Annotated in this window: 21 protein-coding genes and 1 riboswitch; of the genes, 13 read left to right on the plus strand and 8 right to left on the minus strand. The window is 44.7% G+C overall.

Going from position 1 to position 24,501, the window contains the following annotated elements; genetic code table 11:
* Window positions 1-220 precede the first annotated feature (220 nt).
* The 7 genes from ACWYVB_RS02490 to ACWYVB_RS02520 all read left to right on the plus strand — a co-directional run bounded on the left by ACWYVB_RS02490 (window position 221) and on the right by ACWYVB_RS02520 (window position 6,860).
* The gene (locus ACWYVB_RS02490; RefSeq protein ID WP_317388031.1) at window positions 221-1,087 is read left to right on the plus strand and encodes a DUF72 domain-containing protein; all 867 of its coding nucleotides are present in this window, start codon (window positions 221-223) and stop codon (window positions 1,085-1,087) included.
* A 93-nt stretch (window positions 1,088-1,180) separates the two neighbouring features.
* Entirely contained in the window at window positions 1,181-1,918 is a 738-nt protein-coding gene (cmoA, locus tag ACWYVB_RS02495; RefSeq protein WP_048626189.1) for a carboxy-S-adenosyl-L-methionine synthase CmoA, read from the plus strand.
* Window positions 1,919-2,003: 85 nt separating this feature from the next.
* The gene (cmoB, locus tag ACWYVB_RS02500; protein ID WP_012841985.1) at window positions 2,004-2,975 is read left to right on the plus strand and encodes a tRNA 5-methoxyuridine(34)/uridine 5-oxyacetic acid(34) synthase CmoB; all 972 of its coding nucleotides are present in this window, start codon (window positions 2,004-2,006) and stop codon (window positions 2,973-2,975) included.
* Window positions 2,976-3,251: 276 nt separating this feature from the next.
* Complete coding sequence (locus ACWYVB_RS02505; RefSeq protein ID WP_012841986.1) at window positions 3,252-3,998, plus strand: ATP-dependent zinc protease family protein; 747 nt, start codon at window positions 3,252-3,254, stop codon at window positions 3,996-3,998.
* Window positions 3,999-4,009: 11 nt separating this feature from the next.
* Complete coding sequence (locus tag ACWYVB_RS02510; protein WP_005390741.1) at window positions 4,010-5,515, plus strand: inactive transglutaminase family protein; 1,506 nt, start codon at window positions 4,010-4,012, stop codon at window positions 5,513-5,515.
* A 3-nt stretch (window positions 5,516-5,518) separates the two neighbouring features.
* Window positions 5,519-6,487, plus strand: coding sequence for an alpha-L-glutamate ligase-like protein (locus ACWYVB_RS02515; RefSeq protein WP_047008555.1), 969 nt, complete (start codon window positions 5,519-5,521; stop codon window positions 6,485-6,487).
* 220 nt (window positions 6,488-6,707) lie between these two features.
* Window positions 6,708-6,860 (plus strand): hypothetical protein, encoded by a 153-nt coding sequence (locus tag ACWYVB_RS02520; protein WP_005390736.1) that lies wholly within the window; start codon window positions 6,708-6,710, stop codon window positions 6,858-6,860.
* A gap of 142 nt (window positions 6,861-7,002) precedes the next feature.
* Here ACWYVB_RS02520 and mukB read toward each other — a convergent pair whose 3' ends face one another.
* Genes mukB through cmoM form a run of 4 tightly spaced genes read right to left on the minus strand, consistent with a single transcriptional unit; the run spans window position 7,003 to window position 14,306 of the window.
* Window positions 7,003-11,466, minus strand: a complete 4,464-nt coding sequence (gene mukB / locus ACWYVB_RS02525) for a chromosome partition protein MukB (RefSeq protein ID WP_457527823.1) — start codon at window positions 11,464-11,466, stop codon at window positions 7,003-7,005.
* A 2-nt stretch (window positions 11,467-11,468) separates the two neighbouring features.
* Entirely contained in the window at window positions 11,469-12,194 is a 726-nt protein-coding gene (gene mukE / locus ACWYVB_RS02530; RefSeq protein WP_005378379.1) for a chromosome partition protein MukE, read from the minus strand.
* Window positions 12,175-13,512: a chromosome partition protein MukF gene (gene mukF / locus ACWYVB_RS02535; protein ID WP_457527809.1), complete on the minus strand. Its 1,338-nt coding sequence runs from the start codon at window positions 13,510-13,512 to the stop codon at window positions 12,175-12,177. Before mukF ends, mukE begins: the two co-directional genes overlap by 20 nt.
* A gap of 2 nt (window positions 13,513-13,514) precedes the next feature.
* Window positions 13,515-14,306 carry a tRNA uridine 5-oxyacetic acid(34) methyltransferase CmoM gene (cmoM, locus tag ACWYVB_RS02540; protein WP_012841987.1) on the minus strand — a complete coding sequence of 264 codons (792 nt, stop codon included), beginning with the start codon at window positions 14,304-14,306 and terminating at the stop codon, window positions 13,515-13,517.
* Between the two features lie 114 nt (window positions 14,307-14,420).
* Between cmoM and elyC the strand changes: the two genes are divergently transcribed.
* Window positions 14,421-15,206 (plus strand): envelope biogenesis factor ElyC, encoded by a 786-nt coding sequence (gene elyC / locus ACWYVB_RS02545; RefSeq protein ID WP_199803836.1) that lies wholly within the window; start codon window positions 14,421-14,423, stop codon window positions 15,204-15,206.
* A 73-nt stretch (window positions 15,207-15,279) separates the two neighbouring features.
* Here the strand turns inward: elyC and torR are convergent, their stop codons facing one another.
* Window positions 15,280-15,990, minus strand: a complete 711-nt coding sequence (torR, locus tag ACWYVB_RS02550; RefSeq protein ID WP_005390726.1) for a two-component system response regulator TorR — start codon at window positions 15,988-15,990, stop codon at window positions 15,280-15,282.
* A gap of 266 nt (window positions 15,991-16,256) precedes the next feature.
* Between torR and torD the strand changes: the two genes are divergently transcribed.
* The 5 genes from torD to ACWYVB_RS02575 all read left to right on the plus strand — a co-directional run bounded on the left by torD (window position 16,257) and on the right by ACWYVB_RS02575 (window position 20,599).
* Window positions 16,257-16,904 (plus strand): molecular chaperone TorD, encoded by a 648-nt coding sequence (torD, locus tag ACWYVB_RS02555; RefSeq protein ID WP_006742122.1) that lies wholly within the window; start codon window positions 16,257-16,259, stop codon window positions 16,902-16,904.
* Window positions 16,905-17,369: 465 nt separating this feature from the next.
* Window positions 17,370-18,374: an HTH-type transcriptional repressor PurR gene (purR, locus tag ACWYVB_RS02560; protein WP_457527811.1), complete on the plus strand. Its 1,005-nt coding sequence runs from the start codon at window positions 17,370-17,372 to the stop codon at window positions 18,372-18,374.
* A 285-nt stretch (window positions 18,375-18,659) separates the two neighbouring features.
* Window positions 18,660-18,749, plus strand: a riboswitch (cyclic di-GMP riboswitch).
* Window positions 18,750-18,865: 116 nt separating this feature from the next.
* A complete protein-coding gene (locus ACWYVB_RS02565) occupies window positions 18,866-19,456 on the plus strand; it encodes a TfoX/Sxy family DNA transformation protein (RefSeq protein ID WP_005390721.1) in 591 nt (196 codons plus the stop codon).
* Window positions 19,457-19,571: 115 nt separating this feature from the next.
* Window positions 19,572-20,258 (plus strand): TVP38/TMEM64 family protein, encoded by a 687-nt coding sequence (locus ACWYVB_RS02570; RefSeq protein WP_237308480.1) that lies wholly within the window; start codon window positions 19,572-19,574, stop codon window positions 20,256-20,258.
* Window positions 20,259-20,278: 20 nt separating this feature from the next.
* A complete protein-coding gene (locus tag ACWYVB_RS02575; RefSeq protein WP_005390719.1) occupies window positions 20,279-20,599 on the plus strand; it encodes a hypothetical protein in 321 nt (106 codons plus the stop codon).
* A 37-nt stretch (window positions 20,600-20,636) separates the two neighbouring features.
* On the opposite strand, the gene ACWYVB_RS02580 is transcribed toward ACWYVB_RS02575, so the two are convergent.
* The 3 genes from ACWYVB_RS02580 to glgC all read right to left on the minus strand — a co-directional run bounded on the left by ACWYVB_RS02580 (window position 20,637) and on the right by glgC (window position 24,215).
* Window positions 20,637-21,440 (minus strand): alpha/beta fold hydrolase, encoded by an 804-nt coding sequence (locus ACWYVB_RS02580; RefSeq protein WP_006742124.1) that lies wholly within the window; start codon window positions 21,438-21,440, stop codon window positions 20,637-20,639.
* Between the two features lie 110 nt (window positions 21,441-21,550).
* Complete coding sequence (gene glgA / locus ACWYVB_RS02585; RefSeq protein WP_457527814.1) at window positions 21,551-23,008, minus strand: glycogen synthase GlgA; 1,458 nt, start codon at window positions 23,006-23,008, stop codon at window positions 21,551-21,553.
* Window positions 22,998-24,215 (minus strand): glucose-1-phosphate adenylyltransferase, encoded by a 1,218-nt coding sequence (glgC, locus tag ACWYVB_RS02590; protein ID WP_005390714.1) that lies wholly within the window; start codon window positions 24,213-24,215, stop codon window positions 22,998-23,000. The genes glgA and glgC overlap by 11 nt, the downstream gene beginning before the upstream one ends.
* Between the last annotated feature and the right edge of the window lie 286 nt (window positions 24,216-24,501).

The following is a 24,501-nucleotide window of genomic DNA, read 5'->3' on the forward strand; positions in this document are numbered from 1 at the left end:
GCCAAGCAGAGTAAAGATTCAGTTATACGCTGAATGTCCACGAAAATCGACTACTCAACATACAATTAAGTGTGTTTTATCATTCACTGGTGCTTTTTAGTACAACAAATGTTCAAAAGCGCACCAAAGCGAAAAAATTGGTGGGGATTATAGCGTGAAATTACCTATTTCAGCAAAACTCTCGTAAAGTATTCACACGAGTAGCAAGCAGTAAAGAATAATGGATAACTTACCTCTTCGACTTGGATTGACGATGTGGTCGCACAATCAATGGCAACAAAGCTTTTACGGCAGCGGGACAAAGCCCGCTGAACGTTTAGAAAAGTATGCACAGGTGTTCCATACCGTGGAAGGCAACACGACATTTTATGCCACGCCGACGCTCAACACGGTGCAAAACTGGAGAGCAGCAACCCACGATGATTTTCGCTTTACTTTCAAACTTCCTAAAGCCATCACTCATGAGCAAATGCTAAGAGGTTGCAGCGAACAACTGAGAGACTTCATGAAAGTCATGGAGCCGTTGCATGACCGTGTGGGGCAATGGACAATTCAATTGCCAGCCGCATTTGGTCCTGAGCACCTTGATCGACTGAAAAATTTCTGTGCGAGCTTTCCACCTAACTTCCCTCTTGGTGTTGAGGTTCGTCATATGGCATTTTTCTCCAAAGGTGAAGAAGAGCGAGCGCTTAACCAATGGTTAGTAGAAAATAACATTGACCGCATTATTATGGATAGCCGCCCTGTCTTTGCCGCTAAGCCAAACAATGAAGCGATCATTGATGCGCAAATGAAAAAACCAAGAGTACCAGTCCACGCCATTGCTACCGCTTCACACCCTTTGATTCGCTTTATTGGTCATCCAGAAGAACAGCAAAATTACGAGTTTTTTACACCATGGCTCAGCAAGTTGCCGCAATGGATTGCAGAAGGTAAACAGCCGTATGTCATGATCCATACTGCGGACAATATAATTGCGCCGGAGTTGGCAGCCAATCTGTATAAAGACATACAAAAGCGTATAACACTTCCTGACTTAGCCTCTTTCCCGGCTAACGATGGCAACTCGCAGTTGCAGATGTTCTAACGCAACACATGACAGAGGCGTGAAATTCCCATAAAATACGCGCCTTTTTTGGTGCCTGACGTTTTCAGGCGGCTTGTATGCAGAGACTTGGTTATGAACCCTAAGAGCAATCCAGATACTATTTTTTCGGCTCCAATCGATAAAATTGGGGATTTCACGTTCGATGAACGCGTAGCGGAAGTATTTCCTGACATGATTCAACGATCGGTGCCGGGTTACAGCAACATTATTTCTGCAATTGGTATGCTGGCAGAACGTTTTGTAAAACCTCACTCAAACATCTACGACCTAGGTTGCTCTTTGGGCGCTGCTACGCTGTCTATGCGTCGTCATATCAAACAAGAAGGCTGTAAGATCATTGCGGTCGACAATTCACCTGCAATGGTTGAGCGTTGCAAATTACATGTAAACGCGTACCGAAGCGATACTCCTGTAGATGTGGTTGAAGCGGATATCCGTAATATCGATATTGAAAACGCATCGGTTGTCGTACTGAACTTTACTCTGCAATTTCTTTCTCCAGACGATCGTTACGCCCTGCTTGAACGAATCTACGCGGGTCTACGTCCAGGCGGAATTTTGATTTTGTCGGAGAAATTCGTCTTCGAAGATGAAGTGTCAAACGAGCTATTAATTGACCTTCACCACGACTTTAAACGTGCAAATGGTTATAGCGAACTAGAAATCAGCCAAAAGCGCAGCGCGATAGAAAACGTAATGCGCCCAGATTCAAAGAAAGAGCATAAAGAGCGTTTCGCTAAAATTGGCTTTTCTAGCTACGATGTTTGGTTCCAATGCTTTAACTTTGGCTCTATGTTCGCAATTAAATAAACCTTGCATATAAATGCCCTGAATCACGCCGATTTAGGCTGTTATTTAATAATTTTAATACCATCAACTCAGCGATTAACTAACTATGTTTAACTTTGCAAACTTCTACCAATTGATTGCCCAAGACACACGTCTTCAACCTTGGCTCAATGTGCTACCACAACAGCTAACGGATTGGCAAAATGCAGAGCACGGTGACTTTGGTCGCTGGTTGAAAGCACTGAACAAGATTCCAGAAGGCTCACCGGATCAAATTGACATCAAGAATTCCGTGACCATCAGCAACGACACTCCTTTCCATGAAGGTGAGCTGAAGAAATTAGAGAACTTACTTCGTACATTCCACCCATGGCGCAAAGGGCCATACCACGTACACGGCATTCATATTGATACTGAGTGGCGCAGTGATTGGAAATGGGACCGCGTGCTTCCGCATATTTCTCCATTAAAGAACCGCAGCGTACTCGATGTTGGTTGTGGTAACGGCTACCACATGTGGCGTATGCTGGGTGAAGGTGCACGCTTAACCGTCGGTATCGATCCATCTCACCTGTTCCTAATTCAGTTCGAAGCAATTCGTAAACTCATGGGAGATGACCAACGTGCGCACCTACTGCCGTTGGGTATTGAACAACTACCTAAGTTAGAAGCGTTCGACACGGTATTCAGCATGGGCGTGCTTTACCACCGTCGCTCTCCACTGGATCACTTGGTGCAGCTAAAAGATCAATTAGTGTCCGGTGGTGAACTCGTACTAGAAACACTAGTGATTGAAGGTGATGAGAATTCAGTGTTGGTTCCAACTTCTCGTTACGCACAAATGCGCAATGTCTATTTCTTCCCTTCAGCAAAAGCGCTGAAAGTGTGGTTAGAGTTGGTAGGATTTGAAGATGTACGCATCGTTGATGAAAACGTCACTTCGGTTGATGAACAACGTACCACAGATTGGATGACGCATAACTCTCTGCCAGACTATCTAGATCCGAACGACCCAAGCAAGACTGTAGAAGGTTACCCTGCCCCTCGCCGCGCGGTTCTTGTCGCTCGCAAACCATAATTCGCTGAGATTCCTGACATTGTCTTAACTCATTTTACGAGTTAAGACATTACCCTCTTTCCTCGTACTGAGCGTGTTTGTTTTTCGAGTCCATTTGTTACATCAAAACATAAGCACGCTCTAAATAAGGATGCGCTTTTATGTCCTTGATTTTTAGCTTTTCATCACTATTCCTCAAACAATAAGTAATAGAGAAACATTCTTACTTGTGAGGCTTTATCGATATGAGCTAAACTCCTAAAAAATAAACAACTTAATCCAATCCCAAGGTTTTCAATGTTATTACGATTGACCCCGATTGTTGCCATCGCCTTACTATCTGGATGCTCACTAACCAAAGGCGAACAGTACCACCAAGAAACGTTAGCGGCTATTCAAACTTCAGAAGCGAATGTCAATAATCGCATTACTAACTTAGAGCTTCAGCTCAGCAACCAATCGGACTATATCGACAGCCTTGAAGAACAAGTCGATAAACTACAGGTTGAACTTCTGACATTTCGTGATGAAGCAATGGCAGAAGTGAAAAAGCCAAAAGAGCCGATTATTGTCCAATCTCCTGCTCCTGTGGAACCAACACCAACTCATGATATTGTCCTTGGCTCAATTGAAAAGGTCACTATCGACTCCATTAAGCAGACTTTTGATGCACGTGTCGACACCGGTGCCGCAACCTCATCTTTAAATGCAGTTGATATTGAAGAGTTCGAAAGAAACGGCAAAAACTGGGTTCGATTCCACCTGGCAGATACCAGTAAATCTGAAGAAGAAAAAAATACTTGGATCGAAGCGCCAGTCATTCGTTACGTAAAAATTCGCCAAGTTACCAGTGAAGAACTAGAACGTCGCGCTGTAGTCGAACTTTGGGTGCGCGTTGGAAAAATTCATGAAAAAGCGCAATTTACGTTGGCAGATCGCTCGCATATGAACCATCCTATTTTACTGGGTAGAGAATTTATGCGCGACATCGCACTTGTCGATGTAAGTCGTACCTATATCCAAACGGACGAAGATAAAAAATAATAAGGTAGATTATGACGTCAAAAATACCGTTTTACCTTTCAATCATCTTATTGGTGATTGCGGGCATTGCTTTGAGTGTTTTCAGACATGAAAACTACGGCGTGCCTTGGACACCAGGCGAAACTCGTCAGGTATGGGATGTAGAGGCACGTATTGAGTTCAATGCTAACGGCAATGAAGTCAAAGCTTCACTCGCAGCACCTCATACACAAAGTGGTTATACGCTTATCGGTGAATCCGCTTCCTCTTCTGGTTATGGCGTTTCCTACATTAATTCTGATTCTGGACGTCGTGCCGAGTGGTCAATTCGTCAGGCCAAAGGTCCTCAAACCATTTACTACAAAGCGCAGTTCTTAGTGGACCCTCAGGCTAAAGTTACGCCTCTACCACCAACGGAAGACATTACGCCACCAACGCTATCAGCGCCACAAGCCGCGGCGGCAAATGCCCTTGTTGAGCGTGCGATGAGTCGCTCTGCCGACAATGTGACCTTCACTCGTGAGCTCATCAAAGCGCTTAATGACCCAGACAGTCAAAATTCATCGCTACTACTGAATGACTTCAGCCGTACTGATGCACTACATAATATTTTGCTTACCGCAGGTATACAGAGCAAAACCGTCGGTGTTATCGAACTAGAAGATGGCCGTCGACGCCAAACCATTCAACCAATGGTTCAGGTTTGGTCAGGTAAAGATTGGGTACTGTTCTCACCAAATTCCGAACAGAAAGCCGTGAAACCAAACTTATTAGTTTGGGATGAGTCGAATGTATCCCTGCTTGATCTTGTTGGTGGTAAAAATAGCCAAGTTCATTTCTCAATGATCAAGCAAGAAATGACTCCACAGCAAGCGACGAACAACAAGATAGAAGCTGATGGGCTGCTGAATATTTCAATTCATAGCTTGCCTCTTGAAGAACAAGCAATGTTTAAGACCATCATGCTGATCCCTATCGGTGCCCTTATCGTGGTGTTCTTGCGTGTGATTATCGGTCTAAAAACATCCGGTACTTTCATGCCAGTACTGATTGCTGTTGCGTTTGTTCAAACCCAGCTATTAACGGGTATTGTCGGTTTCTTACTGATCGTTGGCACAGGCTTGATTATTCGAAGTTACTTATCGAGGTTGAACTTACTGCTTGTAGCACGGATATCTGCGGTCATTATTACCGTTATTATGATCATTTCGGTGTTCACAGTTGTCGCATTTAAGATGGGCTTAACGGAAGGCTTAACAATTACGTTCTTCCCAATGATCATCTTGTCTTGGACAATTGAACGTATGTCTATCCTATGGGAAGAAGAAGGCGCGAAAGAAGTCGCTCTGCAAGGTGGGGGCTCACTGCTCACCGCAGTATTGGTTTACTTAGCGATGACGAACTCATACATTCAGCACCTAACCTTTAACTTCATTGGTCTACAGTTGATTGTTCTGGCCGGTATTCTATTACTAGGTACTTACACAGGTTACCGCCTCACTGAGCTACGACGCTTCAAACCACTAGCGGAGGACTAAACGATGTTCGAAAGTTTTACTTCGCCGTCTAAGCTTCGCCATAAAGGCATTATGGGGATGAACAAACGTAACCACAGTTATATCGGCCGTTACAATGATCGTTCTAAATACCCGTTAGTTGATGACAAGCTCAAGACTAAAATCATTGCGCAGGCAGCAGGGGCGACAGTCCCTGCCCTGATCGGCGTTATTCATAACCAAGCAGAAGTAAAGACCATCCATAAGATGGTGCAAGATTGGCCTGGTTTTGTTATCAAGCCCGCTCAAGGTAGTGGTGGTAAGGGTATTTTGGTTATTACCTCGCATAAAGATGGGGTCTATACCAAACCTTCCGGCTCTACAATTGGTAAGGACGAAGTTGAACGTCATATCAGTAATGCGCTTGCTGGCCTTTTCTCTCTTGGTGGTAAAAACGACGTCGCAGTCGTTGAGAACCTGATTAAGTTTGATGATTGTTTCGATGGCTTCAGTTATGAAGGTGTGCCTGATGTTCGAATCATCGTATTTAAAGGCTACCCTGTTATGGCAATGATGCGCTGTTCTACGGCGGCGTCGGACGGTAAAGCAAACCTACACCAAGGCGCTGTGGGCGTGGGCATTGATATCGCCACAGGTAAAGCAATCCGAGCGGTGCAATTCGACCATCCAGTCACCCACCATCCGGATACCGGCAAAGACCTTTCTACCCTCCAAGTCCCGCACTGGGAGCGCTTGCTTGAGCTTGCGTCTAGTGCGTGGGAGATGACTGGGTTGGGATACATGGGCACTGATATGGTGTTAGATAAAGAGGAAGGACCTATGGTTTTAGAGCTCAACGCTCGTCCTGGCTTAGCAATCCAAATCGCTAATGGTGCAGGCTTGCTTCCTCGTTTGAAACACATAGAGAGCCTCGGCACACCTGCCGAGTATCCAAAGCCGATTGAACGTGTCGCCTACGCAGCAGAGCAGTTTGGGGTAAAACCGCAGTTCTAATCGCCAATCATAATATCATTCGCCAGTAATTGTTCGGATTGCTGGCGTTTTTTGTTTCCGTTTCCAAAACCGTCTACCTACTCATCTTATTAAACAAACCTATCTCACCTATAACTTGAATCAATGATCGAGCTAACAGAATCAACATAGATCGTTTCTTTTCTCCTTTAACTTTTGAGTATGATGAGGTCTCCCCTTACTCAACTTGAGAGGTTGAGAAATGCTAACAAAAGAAACAGATAACGATGAACCAGAGCTTGAAGAACAAGAGAGCTTAGACCAGCATTTACAACGCTTGTCTGAGCTTTCTGTCCAAGCACTTGAAGAGCTTGCTGAAATGATCGATATCAGAGACGATATTTCAGAGGAATAAAACTTAGCCTCCCCGCTAAGTTCTATTAATAAGCCGAGACTGTCGTCCTACAGTCTCGGCTTATTTTATACGCTTTGAAGCCTCCCGCTAACAAATACAAAAACGCCCGCAATAAATGCGGGCGTTTTGCTAGATTCGAAGTTTACGATTCAAACTCTTCGATCATCTCTTGCGCTTCGGTCTTAGGCTTATCCGTTTGACCAAAACCACGTAGACCAACTACGTGTACGTGCTCATGGTCTTTAAACACCTTACGCACCAACTTGTAGGTAGTCCCTTTCTCTGGGCTGATGTTTTCTGGTGCCGCGATAAGAAGTTGCATATCCAGACGGTCACACAATTCGAACAATGTCGCGATCGATTTAGCATCCAGACGCGCTGCTTCATCCAAGAAGAGCAAACGACAAGGCACAATGTCTTTGCTGCGCAGACGACGAGACTCTTCTTCCCAGCTTTGCACGACCATCAATAGAATTGACTGACCGGTACCGATCGCTTCACCTGTTGATAGCGCGCCAGACTCGGCCTGTAGCCAACCATCTGTACCACGGTTCACTTCTACACTTAGCTCTAGGTAGTTACGGTAATCCAGTAGCTCTTCACCCAGAACCTGAGGAGAACGTTGACCCATATCGATATGTGGGTTCACACGTTGGAACAGTTTCGCCATTGCTTCAGAGAAGGTAAAGCGAGTCGATTCAAACAGGTCTTTATGCTGCTCTTGTTGTGTCGCTAGACCGTTCAGTAGCACTTCGTGACTTTCGCGAATTTTCACGTTTAGACGTACGCCCTTCACCTGACCGAACGAGATATTCGACAAACCTTGGTTCAGCATACGAATACGGTTTTGCTCACGCTGAATCGTCTTCTTGATGATGCTCGCTACCGACTCAGAGCTGATCGCTAGACGGTTTTCACGTTGCGTTAGCTCTTCCGTTAGACGCGCCAGTTCCACTTCCATCTCTTCGATCGCTTCTACTGGGTCATCAGTGCGGATGATGTCCTGGCGAATACGCTCACGAAGGTGTTGGTAAACAGCAATGTAGAACAGAACTTTACGCTCTGGACGTGCGTTGTCTTCTGATAGACGCAGCGCATCACGCAAGTCGTCATTGTTCGCAACCGCTAAACGCAGCGCACCCAATGATTTATCCGACATCGAACGCAATTCATCCGCCGACATGTAAGCCAGTTCGCGCTTGTGTAGACGACGCTCAACATCGTTTTCACGCGCTAAGCGAAGTACTGAACACCAACCCGCTTTCGCTGCAACGACAAATTTGCGCAGCTCTGCGTATTCTTTCTGCACTTTCTTCAGACGTTTCGCTAAGCCTTTCATCTCAAGCTCGGTCGACGTTATCGTGCGCTCGTATTCACTCTTACGACTACGTGAAGTATGTAAGCGTTCGTGCAGCTCGTCACGACGGCGCATTGCACGCTCTTCCGCACCTTCGTCGGCATTTACGCCATACTCTTGCAGCTCTTGTTTGAACTCTTGTACGGTTTCTTGCTTAGCTTGATGCGAACTCTTCAAAGACGCCAATACTTGGTTGTATTGGTTCATTTGTCCTTGTGCTTGCTTCAACTCTTCACGAGAACGAGTACGAGTCTGTTCAGCTTGAACCAACTTCGCTTTTAGCTGCTCACTCAGTTCGCTACTTTTGTTCAGAAGATCAACCGAGTCTGAGTAAGCGAAGTAGTGACGACGTTCAACCAGATCCGAGAGTGCAAAGATTTGCTTCTTAAGATCTTGTAACTGTTCATCTGCCGCTTTGTATTCTGCTTCTAGTGCATCAAATTGCTCTGGGTCAGCATCAAGCGCAGACGCAATATTCTCTAGTTGCGCGACGGCTTTTGCATGATTATTTAAGAAGTTTTTCGCCTCTACAAGCTGAGCGATTTTCTCTTCTAGCTCATCAAAACGCGCTTGCAATGATTCATCTTCAACAAGCACCATGTGTGATGCTAGCTTGTCCAGAGAAGACAGTGCTTGCTTACTAGTTTGAAGCTGAGAGCGTTGTTGCTGCTCTTTTGCATCCAGATCCGCCAGCACGCGAGCGATTTGGTTACGCTTATCACGAATGGTTGCGAGTGCTTGTTCTGGATCGGCGTCAAAAGCAACTTGAATATGGTTAGACACAAATTGGTTAAATGCTTGGTACAAACGCTGCATTTTCTGAGAATCAAACGCCGCTTTTGCGTGTTTCTCTACCACTTCTTCTCGTTCGTTACGCAGCAACTCAAGACGCTGCTCACGGGCCGCACGACCAAACAATGGGATCTCAGGCAAGCGAGAGTAACGCATTTGGCGATCGTTCATGCGAACACAAACCGCGCCCTCTAACTCTTCTGCATCGAACGAGCTGTCATCAAAGGCATCGATGTCACCTTCAATGATGTACAAGTCTTCTGGACAGTCGTCTAGCTCTACCAGTTTCTCTTCGATACCTGACAGGTCAGAAACAACGATAGCGTGACGAGCCGGACCGTACATCGCACTGAAGTAAGGCGCATCATCAATCGTGATGTCATCGTAGATCTCAGACAGTAATACACCGCCTAAAGTATCAGCCAAACCTTTCAGGCGAGGGTCGTTTGAACCACCAGGAGAAGCAAGACGTTCAATCTCAGTGTCAAGCTGACTGCGACGCTCAGCAAGTTTATCTTTAGCTAAGGACAGCTCCCTTTCTTGCTCAAGAACAACCTGCATGTGGTTCATTACCGCATGGCGATCCTCAAGGTCTGCCCCGCTCTGCTCTCTCAGTTTCTCTAGCGCATCATTAGCCGCAATCCAAGCTGGCGCTATCGCTTCAAGTTTACTGATTTCTGCCGCCGCGTTTTGCTCTAGACGGCGCTGTTCACCACGCTGATCACGAACTTCTTCTTGAGCTATCTCTAGTGATTCGATTTGCATCGCATGACGTTCACGTTCTTGTTCAAACGTAACTTCATCGGTTAGCTCGACGTGATATTGCTTTTTGTATTCAGCAACCAGTTCACGCGCTTGACGTTGCTGATTGAGGCTACGCTCAAGATCGCGATGCTGCGCTCGCCATTGCTGTTCGTTTTGTGCAATTTGCTGTGATTCTCGAGCTTTAGCGATTGCCAATTTTGCGTGCTCAGAGGCTTCTTTGCGCTCAACATAGCCAACGATGCTCTGTACAAGCTTCAATGCAGTATCAAACTGCTCTGCCGCAGCTGATGACATATCGAGCTTATGTTTCACAGACAACAACGTATTGGTATTTTCTGACTCTTTGTTTTTAAGCTCCGCCACTAACGCTTGTGCGGATTCTGCCGTTAGGCTGTCATCGCCAAGTAGCTGCTTCGCTTTCTCCAGCGCTTGAACGGCTTGTTGGTATTGAAGCGCGCGAGTTTGCTGAACGTCAAGAGCTTGCTGGTAATCAGCAAGTTGCGTCTTAAGGCTGTCCACCTCTTCTTCTGCAACGGTCGCTTGCTCTTCAGCCATCATCACGCGTTCTTGCGCTTCTTCCACTACCATCATTTGTTCTTCAAGACGCTCGCTCAGCTCTTCAAGATCTTCTTGGTAGCGTTCGATCTTCTCTTGCTGACGCAGCGCGTTTTGCACCAGTTGCAAGTGATCCGAAGCCGCTTGGTAGTCTTGCTCTAAAGAAGATTCTGATTCGTTCAGCAGTTCCAGCTCTTCTTGAACGCGGTTAAGCAGGTTGTTTTGCTCAATCAAGGTCTCGCGAGAACCAAATAACTCTGAACGCAAAGACAGTGTCTGTTCTAGTTTTTTACGACGCTCGTTGGCATGGCGCATATAGTCTGCTGCCACGTAGTTGGTCGACTCTGTAATCAAGTGCTTGAACAAGTCACGGTCTGCTTGCGTAGTTTTGATCGCTTCTAGCGTCATGCGGTTTTCACGCAGCGCCGATTCCATATCTTGGAACGCTTTCTTCACACCACCGTTTTGTGGCAGAAGGTAGTCACGTAGCGAGCGCGTAATCGCACTTGAAATACCACCGTAAAGCGATGCTTCGATCAGACGGTAGAATTTAGAGCGGTCACCAGAGTTGCGCAGTTTCTTCGGAATAACACCGAATTCAAACATCTGCGCATGGTAATCAACAATAGAAGAGAAGGCTTTGAATTGAACACCTTCAAATTCCGCGATCGATTCTTTTACTTCGTTGATTTGACGTACACGAGCTTGAGTCGCAGATACGCTTTCAACCAAAATATCTGTTGGTTTTACATGGCTTGGAAGGCCTTGAATAACAAACGGTTTGATGTCTACTTTCTTATCACGACCCGCAACTTGCTGCAGTTTTACTGCAAACAGTAGGCGTTGGTTACGTGAGTTCACCACATCTAGCGCCGCATAACATGCGCCCGGCTGCAGCTTACCGTATAAACCTTTATCGCGAGACGATTGGCTGCTGCCCGCTTCTGTCGTGTTACGGAAGTGCAGTAGCGTTTGGTCAGGAATCAATGCGGTGATGAACGCCGCCATTGTGGTTGATTTACCTGCACCGTTACCACCTGATAGTGTGGTGACCAGACCATCGATGTCAAACGTACGGGCAAAGAAGCCGTTCCAGTTGACCATGGTCAGCGATTGGTATTTACCGCGTTCAATCATGCTCATGCTTCACCCTCTTCTGTTGTTTCTTCTTGGGCTTGGTCGTCTTGATCTTCTTCAGACAATAGGCTGCCTTGGCTTGGCTCCTTGGTGTGCACTACCGCTTCACCATCACGGATCAGACGTAGCTGCGCTTCACGCATATCATCGCCAATACGTACATCGGCACCAAAGCGGAATACCGCTTCACTGATGCTGAATTTACCGGTCTCACCAATGTTGATGATCATGCCTAGGCGGCGTAGACGACGAAGTGACGTACGTACTTTTTCAAACAGCTTTTCTTTATCAAGGTCAGAACCGGTAGCACGATTGGTCACCAGCTTCATCAGCTTGTTTTCATCTGCTAGCGCAAGCAGTTCGTCGTACAGCTCTTGGTTAGTGAAGATACCTTCGTGCGCAAGACGCTCAGGGCTTAGGTAAAGGAAACACAGTACCTTACCCACCAGCATATCCAGCTCAGAAAGCACACTGCGGCCAATCAAAGAAGTTGAACGAGGACGAAGGTAGAAGAAACCTTCTGGCGCTTTCACCAATTCGGTGTTGTAGCGTTGGTAGAAAGAAGAAAGCTCAAGTTCGAAATCCGACAACAACGCGTGATTGTCCAGATCTTCACTTGAGATATGACGCCCTGCCCGAAGCATGCTGTCTAGCGCTGGGAACAGAGGGTTAGAGATTGCTTTTGCCAGATTCTCTGACATGTATTCATTAGTATCGGTCGATGACATTCGCTTGTACCTTTGCCCCAAATTCGTTGATCGCTTTCCAGTCTGGTTGAATCGCTTGGTAATCCGATTCTGAATACCCTAGACGCACAGCTTGATCGACAATAATGCGAGCTAAATCAAAATGATGAGTGTAAGGATGCTGTGCAAGGTAATCTCGCAATACCACACTCAAGTCGATTGGCGTGCCTTGATCTTTATGCGCTTTTAGCATGTCACCAACTCGTTCAGACAACTCATCATTGACTTGTTGAAATTCTTCATACTCTACTTCCATCGGAACTTGGCCGGTCACTTCGTCATCACGTAGCACCAACGCCTCATCACGAAGGTCAGAAAGCCTTTCCGCATCTGCATAAGTCAGATACCAAGGCGCATCGAAGTAATCTTTGACGGATTGACGTAGACGCGAGCTAAACGCACGGTTCTTATCCATATCAATTGCAGTACGGATGAACTTGTGCACATGTCGGTCGTAACCAATCCAAAGGTCAATCGCTTGCTGGCCCCAGCTTGTGATTCGATCCAGCTTCATTTGCAGACCAAACAACGCTTCTTCGATGAACTCTAGCTCAGGATCGCCGTACACAATTTCTTGAATATCTAGGATCTGAGTTTGCAGTTCATCACTGGCGGCTTGCAGCGTATCTTGAAGTTCACGCAACGTGCTTGATGTTTCTGATAGGAGCGCTTCACAGTTGTTGATCGCTTCGCGCCAGTCTTTATTTAGCAGATCGGCAATTTGTTGTTTTACAGATTGCTGCTGCTCATCCATCACACGTTGGTTAAGATCGATTTGATCGAAGATTTCGCCTACAGAATATTTTAAAACTCCGTATACGTTTTTCTTCCAGTGGCCCGGTGTGCCACCTTTTTGTGCTGCCTCAATCGCTTTCGCCATTTCATCTGCCACCATAGACAGTTGAATAGAAAGGCGCAGTTTCGAGAACTCACGATGACGCACGTAGTAATCGGTAATTCCTATCGCTAAAGGCGACAAGCGGTAAATGCTCGCTCCATCAGTAATCTCACTGACAAAACGGCTAATAAGGCGCTGCTTTACCATCTCGTTGATGGCGTTGTTAGCACGAAAAGCGGATGCTTCGCCAGTCTCATCAAATAATCGAGTGACGATGGCAAACGCATCATGCAATTCACCTTCACCCAATTCTTCATCGAACCTTTCATTACTCAGTACGGCAATGGCTATTAAGAATGCCAATCGCTCTGTGGTCAGGTTCAACGAGAAATCGTGCTGCTTAACCCAGCCAACCAACTCATCGATTGGTTGCTCTGCAGCATTGAGAGTCATCTCACTCATTGTTATTCCTGTTTATCGTTCTTTTTAGCCCACACATGAATGTAGCGGCCTAATGAGAGGTATGGCTCTTGTCGACAAAGTTGTTTTTCTAGCGCCAACACATCTTCAAACTCGTAATCGCCCATGTATTGCATATTGCCTATGTAATCACTAAATGAGCGGATACCAGATTTACCACAAATACTAAAGCCTGAATCTTCTATCCATTGGTAGACTTCTTCAGGTTTTAAGCCTTTTTGCGGCTGTAGTTTAAATCTTTTTCGGTGAGGCATGCCGTCTAATATATGAGGAATGTTGCCACAAACCACGTTTTTATAGACTAAACCATGGTGGTTATAGAACATCACTGACGCGATGCCTCCCGGTTTTACTTGTTCTAGTACCGTTTCAAGTGCGGCCTTAGGATCGACCAACCACTCCATGACGGCGTGAAACATAACAAGATCCACCTGTTCATCCATATGCTCACCAATGGATTGGACAGGCGAATGAATCAGGCGATACTGCTCAAGCAAACCGTTTTTTTCAATATCCTGCTTAGCCAACTGCAGCATTTCCGAAGATAGATCACATAAAGCGATTCGATGTCCGAGCTTAGCAAGCTTTTGCGACATTTGTGCCAAACCACCACCAGCATCCAACACCTCTAGGGGTTGCTGGTCAGCATCTAATTCACTTAGAATCTGTAGAAAATCTTCCCACACAATGATTTGGCGGATCTCCCCTTTGTCGGAGCCGTAAATATTTTTTGCAAATTTGTGGGCGATATCGTCGAAATTGCGGTCTTCTGTCACTTCTGCTGAGTTATCATAACGGATTGTGCCGCTATTCTGGCACAAGGAAAGCAGGAATAAAGAGGGGTACCCTCATTTTTATTATCAATTGATGTTTTTTCGGACTATTTATGTATGTTTGAGCTGAAAAAAGTAGTGTCAGCCTTGCTTATGCCACTTCCGGCATTGCTGCTGATAGGCTTGTTGGGTCTTGCTCTCATTAGTTTTACCACAAAACGTAAAACTGGCTGCTTCGTTGTTCTATTCTCTTTTGTTGGCATTTTTCTTATTGCCTTCCAACCTGTTTCAACCAAGCTTCTTATGCCATTAGAGCGAGAGCATAAAGCCTTTTTGCCAGTTTCTGGCACCATCGACTACGTGATGGTTTTAGGGAATGGTCATGTTATCGATGACGAAATTCCACCCACCTCGCAGTTAAGCCGTGCAGCATTAATGCGCTTAACTGAAGGCATTCGTATTTTAAGAATGTATCCAGGTGCTAAATTAATTTTATCTGGCTATGCTGGCGGATCTGAAATTAGCCACGCAAGAATGATGGCGAACGTTGCCCTTGCGTTGGGAGTCGCGAAATCCGATATCATTTTATTAGAAGATGCGAAAGATACGTGGGAAGAGGCGCGTCAAGCGGCTGCATTCGTTCAACAAAAGGAGATTGTGTTAGTCACTTCTGCGAGCCACATGAGCCGTGCATTGTATGAGTTCAACGCAGCAGGCATTAAACCAATCCCAGCCCCGACCAACTTCTTAGCTATTAGCGAAATCAGTCAACCTTGGGATAAATACTCACCTAAAGCGCGTTACTTAGAACAAACAGAGCTTTATTGGCATGAGTACTTGGGCAGCATTTGGCAAAGGTTGCGTGATACTGTCGGCCAAACACCAATGGTTGAAGCAAAGTAGTACTATCTTGAAACCACAAAAAAGGAGAGCCGAAGCTCTCCTTTTTCTTTTTTAAGACTTAGGTTTGTTCAGTTTAATCACCAGCAAACATATAGCCTTCGCCGTGCACCGTCACAAAAATTTGTGGGTTCTTTGGATCAAACTCCATTTTTGCGCGCATACGTCGAATAAGAACATCAATAGTACGATCATTGGGAGCATCAACTCGGTGGCTGATCATATTCAAAATACGCTCGCGACTTAACACCTGGTTAGGGTAAGACGATAACGCCACCAAAAGTTCGTATTCTGCTTTGGTCAATTTTACGGGTTCGCCGTTACGGCTCAGCGCACGACGTTGAATGTCGAATGTCCACTCTCCAAAACGTACAATATGTTCTTCACTGGTTTCGTTCGCTTTCGCGCTACCGCTACGCGCTGCTGAAATACGCCACAGCAAGTTTTTAACGCGAACCAACAATTCCCTCAGTTCAAAAGGTTTTGTCACATAATCGTCAGCGCCCATTTCTAGGCCTACGATTTTATCAATGCTATCCGTGCGTCCTGTTACTAATATGATACCAATATCCGATTGGCTACGTAATTCACGAGTAAGCATCAGGCCGTCTTCACCCGGCAGGTTGATATCCAGCATGATTAGGTCTACATCACCCGCTTGCAGGACCTCACGCATTTCTGCGCCACTCTCTGCTTCGCTGACTTGGTAACCCTCATTTTGGAAATATCCCGCAAGCTTACTACGAGTTACAACATCATCTTCTACGACTAATACGTGATAGCTCATTTACACCACTTTTCTGTCTTCTTATTATCCAAGACGTATTCTATTCATAACTAGTAACATTTCTAGTCATAGATACATTAAAAAGCAAGATTTAGCGTTTTTATTGATTCAAAACAAGCTTACCCATCGCTATTAATAAACGTTAATTTTTGACCATAAAACATAATAATTATAGTTACTGCTATTCATTTTAATTGATTACACTTAGGGGATATCCCTAATTGACTTTGTGATGCACAACTTGAAGCATCATTCAGGAGCCCAAGATGCAAGAAGTGAAAGCTTTTAATGAAAAACGCGCTGAAATTTACTGGTGGTTTTCGAGCTTGTTCGCAAAAGAGCTAACAGAGAAAGAGCTGGAAGCCTACCACAGTGTTGAAATTCGCAGTTTTCTAGCAGGTTTAGGTGAAAATGAGTCGCTGAAACCAGCCGTTGATAGCCTAGTTGATGCGCTAAACCGATTGCAAGATCGTGAAGACGCTCAATTGGAGCTTGCTGCTGACTTTTGTGAACTGTTTTTGAAGACAGAAAAATACGGCGCTCTTCCTTACGCATCGATGTACATCGGTGAATCAGGTTTGCTGAATGACAAGCCCGCCGAGGAAATGGAAAAGTTGATGGCAGAATTTGGCGTTCAAGTAGATGAAAATCTAAAAGAGCCAGCGGACCACTTAGCCGTTGAACTAGACTTTCTCGGCAACATGATCATCCGCTCAAACGAACTTGAGCAAGAAAAACACATGGAAGAAGCCTTCGTTAAACAAAACGACTTTATCCAGCAACAGTTGATGTCTTGGTTACCTCAGTTTGCAGACAAATGTAAACAATTCGACGAATTTGGGTTCTACTCGAGCGTCGCGAAACTATTAGTTGCATTTTGTAAACTAGACAGCGCTTACCTTCTTGGTGAATAATTGCCGCCTATTTTTAAGGAGCCCGCCTATCGGGCTTCCTGTATACCTGAAATAACTGAATGTAAGTAAGTTGGGTATATTATTCGTTTGCCTTAACTTAGCTCAAAGACGCTTGGTTATTTAGCAGTCAAAATGTGACTTCAAATACACAAATCTCTTGCTGAAAACATTGCTAGTCAGTCCACATAGGGCTAAAATGTGAGCGCAAACGATTAAATATGATTTATATGTAAACCGCTGAAATATAGCGGTTTTTGTGTTTTTTAACAGGTTGATGGCAATTTCTAATCAGATAGAAAAAAGATAAAATTCATCGACCGATGCTGCTACGTACCCTTTTGTCGTGCTTGGACCAACCGCTGCCGAAACACTTAGCGCCAACCTTAGATTGCTGGGTGTAAACCATTAGAGCATCAGGTACATCCAACACGACATATTTCAGTAGCTCGATACAGGACACCATTTATGGCCACTATAAAAGACGTTGCTCGCTTAGCCGGCGTTTCCACTACGACAGTTTCGCACGTTATCAATAAAACGCGTTTCGTTGCAGAAGCAACGCAAGAAAAAGTAATGAAAGCCGTGGACGAGTTGAATTACGCGCCAAGTGCTGTTGCACGCAGCCTAAAGTGCAACTCAACTCGTACGATTGGCATGTTAGTAACGCAGTCAACCAACCTATTCTTCTCAGAAGTGATTGACGGGGTTGAGAGCTACTGTTACCGCCAAGGCTACACTCTGATTCTGTGTAATACGGGTGGGATTTACGAAAAACAACGCGATTACATCCGTATGCTGGCTGAAAAACGTGTTGATGGCATCCTAGTGATGTGTTCTGACTTAACCGAAGAGCTTAAAGAGATGCTTGACCGTCATGCCGACATTCCTAAAGTGGTCATGGATTGGGGTCCAGAAAGCTCACAAGCGGACAAGATCATGGATAACTCAGAAGAAGGTGGCTACATCGCAACCAAACATCTGATCGACAATGGCCATACTGATATTGCTTGTCTAAGCGGTCACTTTGAAAAACTTGCTTGCCAAGAGCGCATTGCAGGTTTCCGTCGCGCGATGAGCGAAGCAAACCTAACTGTAAATGAAGATTGGATCCTTGAAGGTAACTTTGAATGTGATACGGCCGTATTAGTCGCAGATAAAATTACAGCAATGGACAAACGTCCGACAGCGGTATTCTGCTTTAACGACACAATGGCTCTGGGCCTAATGAGCCGCCTACAACAAAACGGCATCAAAGTTCCTGATGATATTTCAGTGATCGGCTACGACAACATCGAGCTTGCGGAATACTTCTCTCCACCGTTAACAACTATCCACCAACCTAAACGTCGTGTGGGTAAAAATGCGTTCGAGATCCTACTTGAGCGAATCAAAGATAAAGAACACGAAAAGCGAATTTTCGAAATGCGACCTGAGCTTGTAATTCGAAACACCGTGAAGAAAATGAACTAAAATTCGCCAAATATAACGATGTCAAATAAGCGCTCTAAAAGGGCGCTTATTTTTTATCTCTAAATAACTTTTCCCTGACTTAGGTTTGTTAGACAAAAAGCCTCGAATCTCTAAGTCTCTGTTTTATATGTAGGTAAATCACACTCCCTCACAACCTCGAGATCATCCCGCCTTATTCTCAAATATGCACAAACATGCGCTTGTCGACACTTTTTATTGAACCAAAATCACACTTTTACGGGTAAAACGTGATGTTAATTCAATATACGAAGTATGCTCACTCTGTCACGCACAGGGCAAACCATTCGAAAGGGTGGGACGCAAAGCCTCCGGCCTGAACCATAGTACTATATGGAAGGTAGCGGGGTTACCGATGGCAAGTGTGCAAGCGATGACTTTACCCTGTAATGACATTGCTTTTGCGCATGTTTGCTACTCTCTCGGACCTGACTTTTGGTGGCGTAATATTAATTACACCGAGATAACAAAACATGGATAAACCGATACTCAAAGACTCTATGAAGCTATTTGAGGCACTTGGTAATATCAAGTCGCGCTCAATGTTTGGTGGCTTCGGACTATTCGCTGATGAAACAATGTTTGCACTAGTTGTAAATAATCAGCTTCATATAAGAGCAGACCAACAAACTTCATCTGACTTCGAGAAACAAGGGCTAAAGCCTTACGTTTATAAAAAACGTGGCTTCCCAGTCGTTACAAAGTACTACGCAATTTCCAACGATTTATGGGAGTCTAGCGAACGCTTAATCGAAGTAGCTAACCAATCGTTGAAAAAGGCAAAGCTTGAAAAAGAACAGCAGGCAACTACAAAGCCTAATCGCTTAAAAGATTTGCCTAACTTACGACTGGCGACTGAACGCATGCTGAAAAAAGCAGGCATTGAGTCAGTAGAAAAACTGGAAGAGGAAGGTGCACTTAACGCTTATAAAGCGATAAGAGATACGCACTCTGCAACCGTCAACATTGAGCTGTTATGGGCACTAGAAGGGGCTATTAACGGTACTCATTGGAGCGTTGTACCTCAAGCTCGCCGAGATGAGTTGATGAACGGCCTCCAATAAAAGTCGGCCTTAAAAACTATCTTGTAAAACCGCAGTCTAATCTGCGGTTTTTTTGTGAAATTTTTTCGACTTTCCTTCTGTCTTATTACATATATCCCAAATTGGAATCATAAATATGAATAAGAAACTGATATTAGGCCTAATACTGGTCGCGATCATTATCTTTTTAGGCGTTAACTTTAGTCAGTATTTAACGTTGGAAAATGCAAAAGCCCAACAAGAAGCGCTGACCACATACATCGATCAGAACTTTGTTTTTTCGGCAGCTATTTACTTTTTTGCCTACATTGCAATTACCGCTTTTTCTATTCCTGGTGCTGCTGTGGTTACATTACTTGGTGCGGCTCTATTTGGTTTTTGGACGAGCTTATTACTGGTTTCTTTCGCCAGTACTGTGGGTGCAACGCTAGCATTTTTAAGCAGCCGATATTTGCTGCGTGACTGGGTACAAAACAAGTTCGGCAATAAGTTAATCGCAATTAACCAAGGTGTCGAAAAGGACGGTGCATTTTATCTATTTTCCTTGCGTCTCATTCCGGTATTCCCTTTCTTTCTTATCAACTTGTTGATGGGCTTAACGCCAATGTCTGTAGGTCGATTTTACCTTACTAGCCAAGTAGGTATGTTGCCAGGCACTGCAGTTTACTTAAACGCCGGTACTCAGCTAGCAACAATTGAAAGCCTGTCAGGCATTATTTCACCTGCGGTATTGGCCTCTTTTGCGTTACTGGGGCTGTTTCCAATCATCACTAAATGGGTTATGAATAAAGTAAGGCCAACACCGAGTCAGCAAAACTCATAATTAGTAAGTGGACGTGTTTAATGAAAATATTCATTGCTAAAAACCCAGCAGAAGCGCATATCGTGTGCGAATTATTGAAAACCGAGCAAGTCTACTGTGAAGTCCGCGGAGAAGGTATTTTCGGTTTAAAAGGAGAGCTGCCGTTTAGTGATGATACCGATCCTTATGTCTGGCTTTTTGACGCCAAACAACAAGTAAAAGCAGAAGGAATAGTACAAGCCTACCGCAAACAATCCGATGGAAATGAGTATCAAGATTGGCAGTGCCCGAAGTGCCATGAGGTAAACGAGGGGCAGTTTGGTGCTTGTTGGCAATGTGGACATCAAATAGGGGAGCCTTAATAACTCCCCTACTCCTACTCAATCGATTTATTCAGCGCTAAGCAGAAACCGTTTGCTGCTTAATAAATTCGATGGAATGTTGATTGAAATCTTCAGGGCGCTCAACATTACAAACATGACCACAGTTGGGGATCTCTCGTAAAACACTAAGCTTATGCGCCGCAACCATTTCTTTAACAGGCTTAATAAACATGTAATCTCTGTCGCCCATTAAATAGAGTGTGGGAATGGGTAACTCTCGATCTTTAAAATACTTCATTAAAGGATTTACATCAGCAGCAAGAATAAACCAACGTTTAAATTCTTTTTGGCAAAGCTTCTTGGCCTCACGAATAAAAAGATGGCGAGACTCTCGCTGGCTTCTCTGTGGCATAACAATGTACGCAAAAAGTTTGTAGAGCCACATGTACGGCAGAATGTGCTTACAAAAATTACCTAATTTAACCAATATTTGAGAACGAGTATTGAGCCTTGTGACAGCGCCACCGAGTACCATTGAACGCACGCGCTCTGCTGATAATTCAGCAAGGTTTCGAACAATAATGGTACCAAGTGACATACCGACAAAATGAGCGGATTGGATCTTTAAATGGTCCAATACTTTCAAAATATCTTGGGTAACTTCCGTAAAGGTATAACGGCTGGCAATGAGCTCTTTAAGTAACTGATTTGACTTTCCATGACCTCTTAAATCGATCAGCAATAAGTTAAAATGTTGCTTGTAAGCTTTGATTTGCTTGAACCAGATAGAAGAGCTACCGCCAGCACCATGCACAAATACAACCCACTCATGGCTAGTAGGGTGCAAATAGGTTTTATGAAAAAGTAGCGGCTGGGTCATATTCAAGTATCAAAAAGGTCGTGCTATTGAGTAAAAAGCCATCCTACCACACTCCCCTTACTCAAGATAATAAAGGCACCTCATTCGGTGCCTTTCGTTACAATTTTAAGTCAATTTAACGCCGAATTGTAAAGTTGCAAATAAGCTTCTGCGGACTTTTGCCAACAAAAATCTTGTTGCATCGCGTGCAACTGTACTTTATTCACTTCAGGTTCGTTTTGAGCATAGAGCAACAGTGCCCTTAGCATCGTTAACAACAATGCCTGCGGTGTCGGTTCGAAAAAAACAAACCCCGTCGCTTCAGAAGGGTTCACATCATAATCGTTGACACTGTCTTTTAGACCACCGACACCACGTACTATCGGCAATGTACCGTAAGCCATACTATAGATTTGATTCAAACCACATGGTTCAAACTCAGAAGGCATCAGAAAGAAATCAGAACCCGCTTCAACGATATGCGCAAGTTCATTATCATAAGCTTCTACGAAGACAAATTTACTAGAAAACTGTGCAGCAACCTCTTCTAGCTGAGCGGCTAGTACAGGGTCTCCGGTCCCAACGACAACTAGTTGAACATCGTGCTTCAAAAAATCAGCCAAAGCAGGCAGCAAGTAATGCACACCTTTCTGCTGGGTCAACCGACAAACCATACCAAACATAGCTACATCTTTTTCAGGCAAATTTAGCCGCAGTTGTAATGCTTGTTTACACGCTTTCTTGCCTTGCGTCATACTTTGTTGGTCAGCGCAGTAATTAACTGGCAAGTAAGTATCCGTTTCCGGGTTCCAAGCACTGTAATCACAACCGTTCAAAATACCAACTAAGTCCTGCGCGCGTTGCTGAAACTCCCAAGCCATTCCATGACTGCCAAGCTCTGTTTTGAGTTCCTCTGCGTACGTAGGGCTGACCGCGTTTATCTTATCTGCATTCATTACACCAGCTTTGAGCATCGTAATATGCGTTGCACTCACCGCAGCATCGGGAACGTTTCGACAATGAAACTCTGGCAAGCACTGCACGTCTTCATAACTAAATACGCCTTTAAAGACCGCATTGTGAATTGAAATGACGCTTTTAGTATGAGCAAAAAACGGATCATTGCCATACCTGTGCTTGAGCAAAAATGGAACAAGACCAGTGTGCCAATCGTTCGCGTGTATGATATCCGGCTGAAAAGCAAGCTTTGGCAACATGTCTAAACATGCCGCACTAAAAAACGCAAAGCGCTCACCGTTATCGGTATACGCTTGGTTGTTCTCCGCATACATCGATGGTCGATTGAAATACGGCTGACAATCAATCAGATAAACAGGATTTTGACCTAGCATGAGCCGCAGAACTCGATACTCCGTATGCGGCCATGATGTTAGTTCTGTTTCTAATACAACTTCTGCGTCAGCGAGTTTATCAATACTGCTGTACGCAGGGATGGTAATTCTTACGTCTTGCTGTAGGTTTTGAAGGGCTTCCGGTAGTGCCTTGGCAACGTCTGCCAAGCCACCACTTTTAATGAGACCTTCAACCTCAGAAGCTACAAACAGAATAGATAAGTTGTTAGTAGCCAACTCGAGCTCCTTTCGGAATAACAACAATGCCCTCCTCAGATACATGGAAGTGTTTTTTATCTTCTTGAAGATTCACACCAATCTGAGTACCAGGAGCAATATCGGCATCCTTATCGACAATCACACGACGTAAAACACAGCCTTCGCCAATTTTCACGTCACCAAGAAGGATACATTCGCTGATATCGCAAGCAGATGCAATATTACTGCGGAACCCAAGCACCGACTTTTCTATTCTTGAGCCTCTGACGTAACTGCCATTACATACCAAACTGTCGATGATCTGAACACGGCCATTATCAGAGTCTGTAAATGTCGCTGGCGGCAGTGGAGGATAATAAGTATGCAGCGGCCATTTACGGTTATATAGTGAAAACGGTGCGTCTTTTTCTAGCAGATCCATGTGCGCCTCCCAGTACGCATCAATGGTTCCCACGTCACGCCAGTACACCTCTTCTCTTTCACCGCTGATTTTGTTAGTACTGAAGTCATACACGAACACGTCACCTCGAGGGAACATCTTAGGAATAATGTCCTTCCCAAAATCATGTGATGAAGCTTCATTATCCGCATCTTCAACCAACTCAGAGAATAACACCTGAGCCTCAAAAACGTAGTTACCCATTGAAACTAAAGCGTAATCAGGATCTCCAGGAATTGACTTCGGGTTTGCTGGTTTCTCTTCAAAGCCTATCATGCGACCTTCACTGTCCACTTCGATAACCCCAAATTGCGACGCCTCTTTTAGTGGCATACGCAATGCTGATACCGTGAGAGAAGCCTGTTTCTCTGAGTGGAAGTTCAGCATTTGTTTAATATCCATCTTATAGATATGGTCAGAACCAAAAATACAAACTTGCTCTGGTTCCTCTAGTTCCATAAAACGGAGGTTTTGATAGATCGCGTCTGCCGTTCCTTCGTACCAACGCTTACCAGTGCGCATTTGAGCAGGAATAGGATCGATAAAGCGGTCAGTGATGCCATTAATGTTCCAGCCCTTTTTTAAATGATGGAACAAAGATTGAGATTTAAATTGGGTGAGGACGTAAATGCGCATTAAATCCGCATTTACAAAATTGTTTAGAGCAAAATCGATCAATCGATAGCTACCACCAAACGGTACCGAAGGTTTACTACGAGATTCTGTTAAAGGTCTCAAACGAGAGCCTTCACCGCCAGCAAGAATCATTCCCAAAACACCAGCCATTTGTTGTTCTCCATATCGTTATAGCTTGGATTTGGTACTCGCTTGAATGAGTCATACTCGGGGAGTCAAGCGAATACATTTAGTAACCGTATCAGGAGTTTCTTTGAACTCTTACAACACGATAAAAAAGCTACGGCACTTCCAGTATGCAACGTCCACTCTTTTCTTATTTTCGACGCAAAATGCACACAGTTGCACTAATTTTTGTAGTAGATACCCCCGTGCATGCACGGGGTACTTACTGTTACAACTCCATGCGGAGTTGACCAGAATCCTTTTCGCCCTG

Source organism: Vibrio sp. JZG10 (assembly GCF_054064075.1).

What these genes read in the sequence shown, in the direction of transcription:
- ACWYVB_RS02570 (WP_237308480.1), top strand. Translation starts at nt 19,572, where the DNA reads ATGAATAAGAAACTGATATTAGGCCTAATACTGGTCGCGATCATTATC.
- ACWYVB_RS02515 (WP_047008555.1), top strand. Translation starts at nt 5,519, where the DNA reads ATGTTCGAAAGTTTTACTTCGCCGTCTAAGCTTCGCCATAAAGGCATT.
- glgC (WP_005390714.1), bottom strand. Translation starts at nt 24,215, where the DNA reads ATGGCTGGTGTTTTGGGAATGATTCTTGCTGGCGGTGAAGGCTCTCGT.
- ACWYVB_RS02510 (WP_005390741.1), top strand. Translation starts at nt 4,010, where the DNA reads ATGACGTCAAAAATACCGTTTTACCTTTCAATCATCTTATTGGTGATT.
- torD (WP_006742122.1), top strand. Translation starts at nt 16,257, where the DNA reads ATGCAAGAAGTGAAAGCTTTTAATGAAAAACGCGCTGAAATTTACTGG.
- mukB (WP_457527823.1), bottom strand. Translation starts at nt 11,466, where the DNA reads ATGATTGAACGCGGTAAATACCAATCGCTGACCATGGTCAACTGGAAC.
- ACWYVB_RS02520 (WP_005390736.1), top strand. Translation starts at nt 6,708, where the DNA reads ATGCTAACAAAAGAAACAGATAACGATGAACCAGAGCTTGAAGAACAA.
- cmoB (WP_012841985.1), top strand. Translation starts at nt 2,004, where the DNA reads ATGTTTAACTTTGCAAACTTCTACCAATTGATTGCCCAAGACACACGT.
- ACWYVB_RS02565 (WP_005390721.1), top strand. Translation starts at nt 18,866, where the DNA reads ATGGATAAACCGATACTCAAAGACTCTATGAAGCTATTTGAGGCACTT.
- mukF (WP_457527809.1), bottom strand. Translation starts at nt 13,512, where the DNA reads ATGAGTGAGATGACTCTCAATGCTGCAGAGCAACCAATCGATGAGTTG.
- ACWYVB_RS02490 (WP_317388031.1), top strand. Translation starts at nt 221, where the DNA reads ATGGATAACTTACCTCTTCGACTTGGATTGACGATGTGGTCGCACAAT.
- ACWYVB_RS02575 (WP_005390719.1), top strand. Translation starts at nt 20,279, where the DNA reads ATGAAAATATTCATTGCTAAAAACCCAGCAGAAGCGCATATCGTGTGC.
- mukE (WP_005378379.1), bottom strand. Translation starts at nt 12,194, where the DNA reads ATGTCATCGACCGATACTAATGAATACATGTCAGAGAATCTGGCAAAA.
- ACWYVB_RS02505 (WP_012841986.1), top strand. Translation starts at nt 3,252, where the DNA reads ATGTTATTACGATTGACCCCGATTGTTGCCATCGCCTTACTATCTGGA.
- elyC (WP_199803836.1), top strand. Translation starts at nt 14,421, where the DNA reads ATGTTTGAGCTGAAAAAAGTAGTGTCAGCCTTGCTTATGCCACTTCCG.
- cmoA (WP_048626189.1), top strand. Translation starts at nt 1,181, where the DNA reads ATGAACCCTAAGAGCAATCCAGATACTATTTTTTCGGCTCCAATCGAT.
- ACWYVB_RS02580 (WP_006742124.1), bottom strand. Translation starts at nt 21,440, where the DNA reads ATGACCCAGCCGCTACTTTTTCATAAAACCTATTTGCACCCTACTAGC.
- purR (WP_457527811.1), top strand. Translation starts at nt 17,370, where the DNA reads ATGGCCACTATAAAAGACGTTGCTCGCTTAGCCGGCGTTTCCACTACG.
- torR (WP_005390726.1), bottom strand. Translation starts at nt 15,990, where the DNA reads ATGAGCTATCACGTATTAGTCGTAGAAGATGATGTTGTAACTCGTAGT.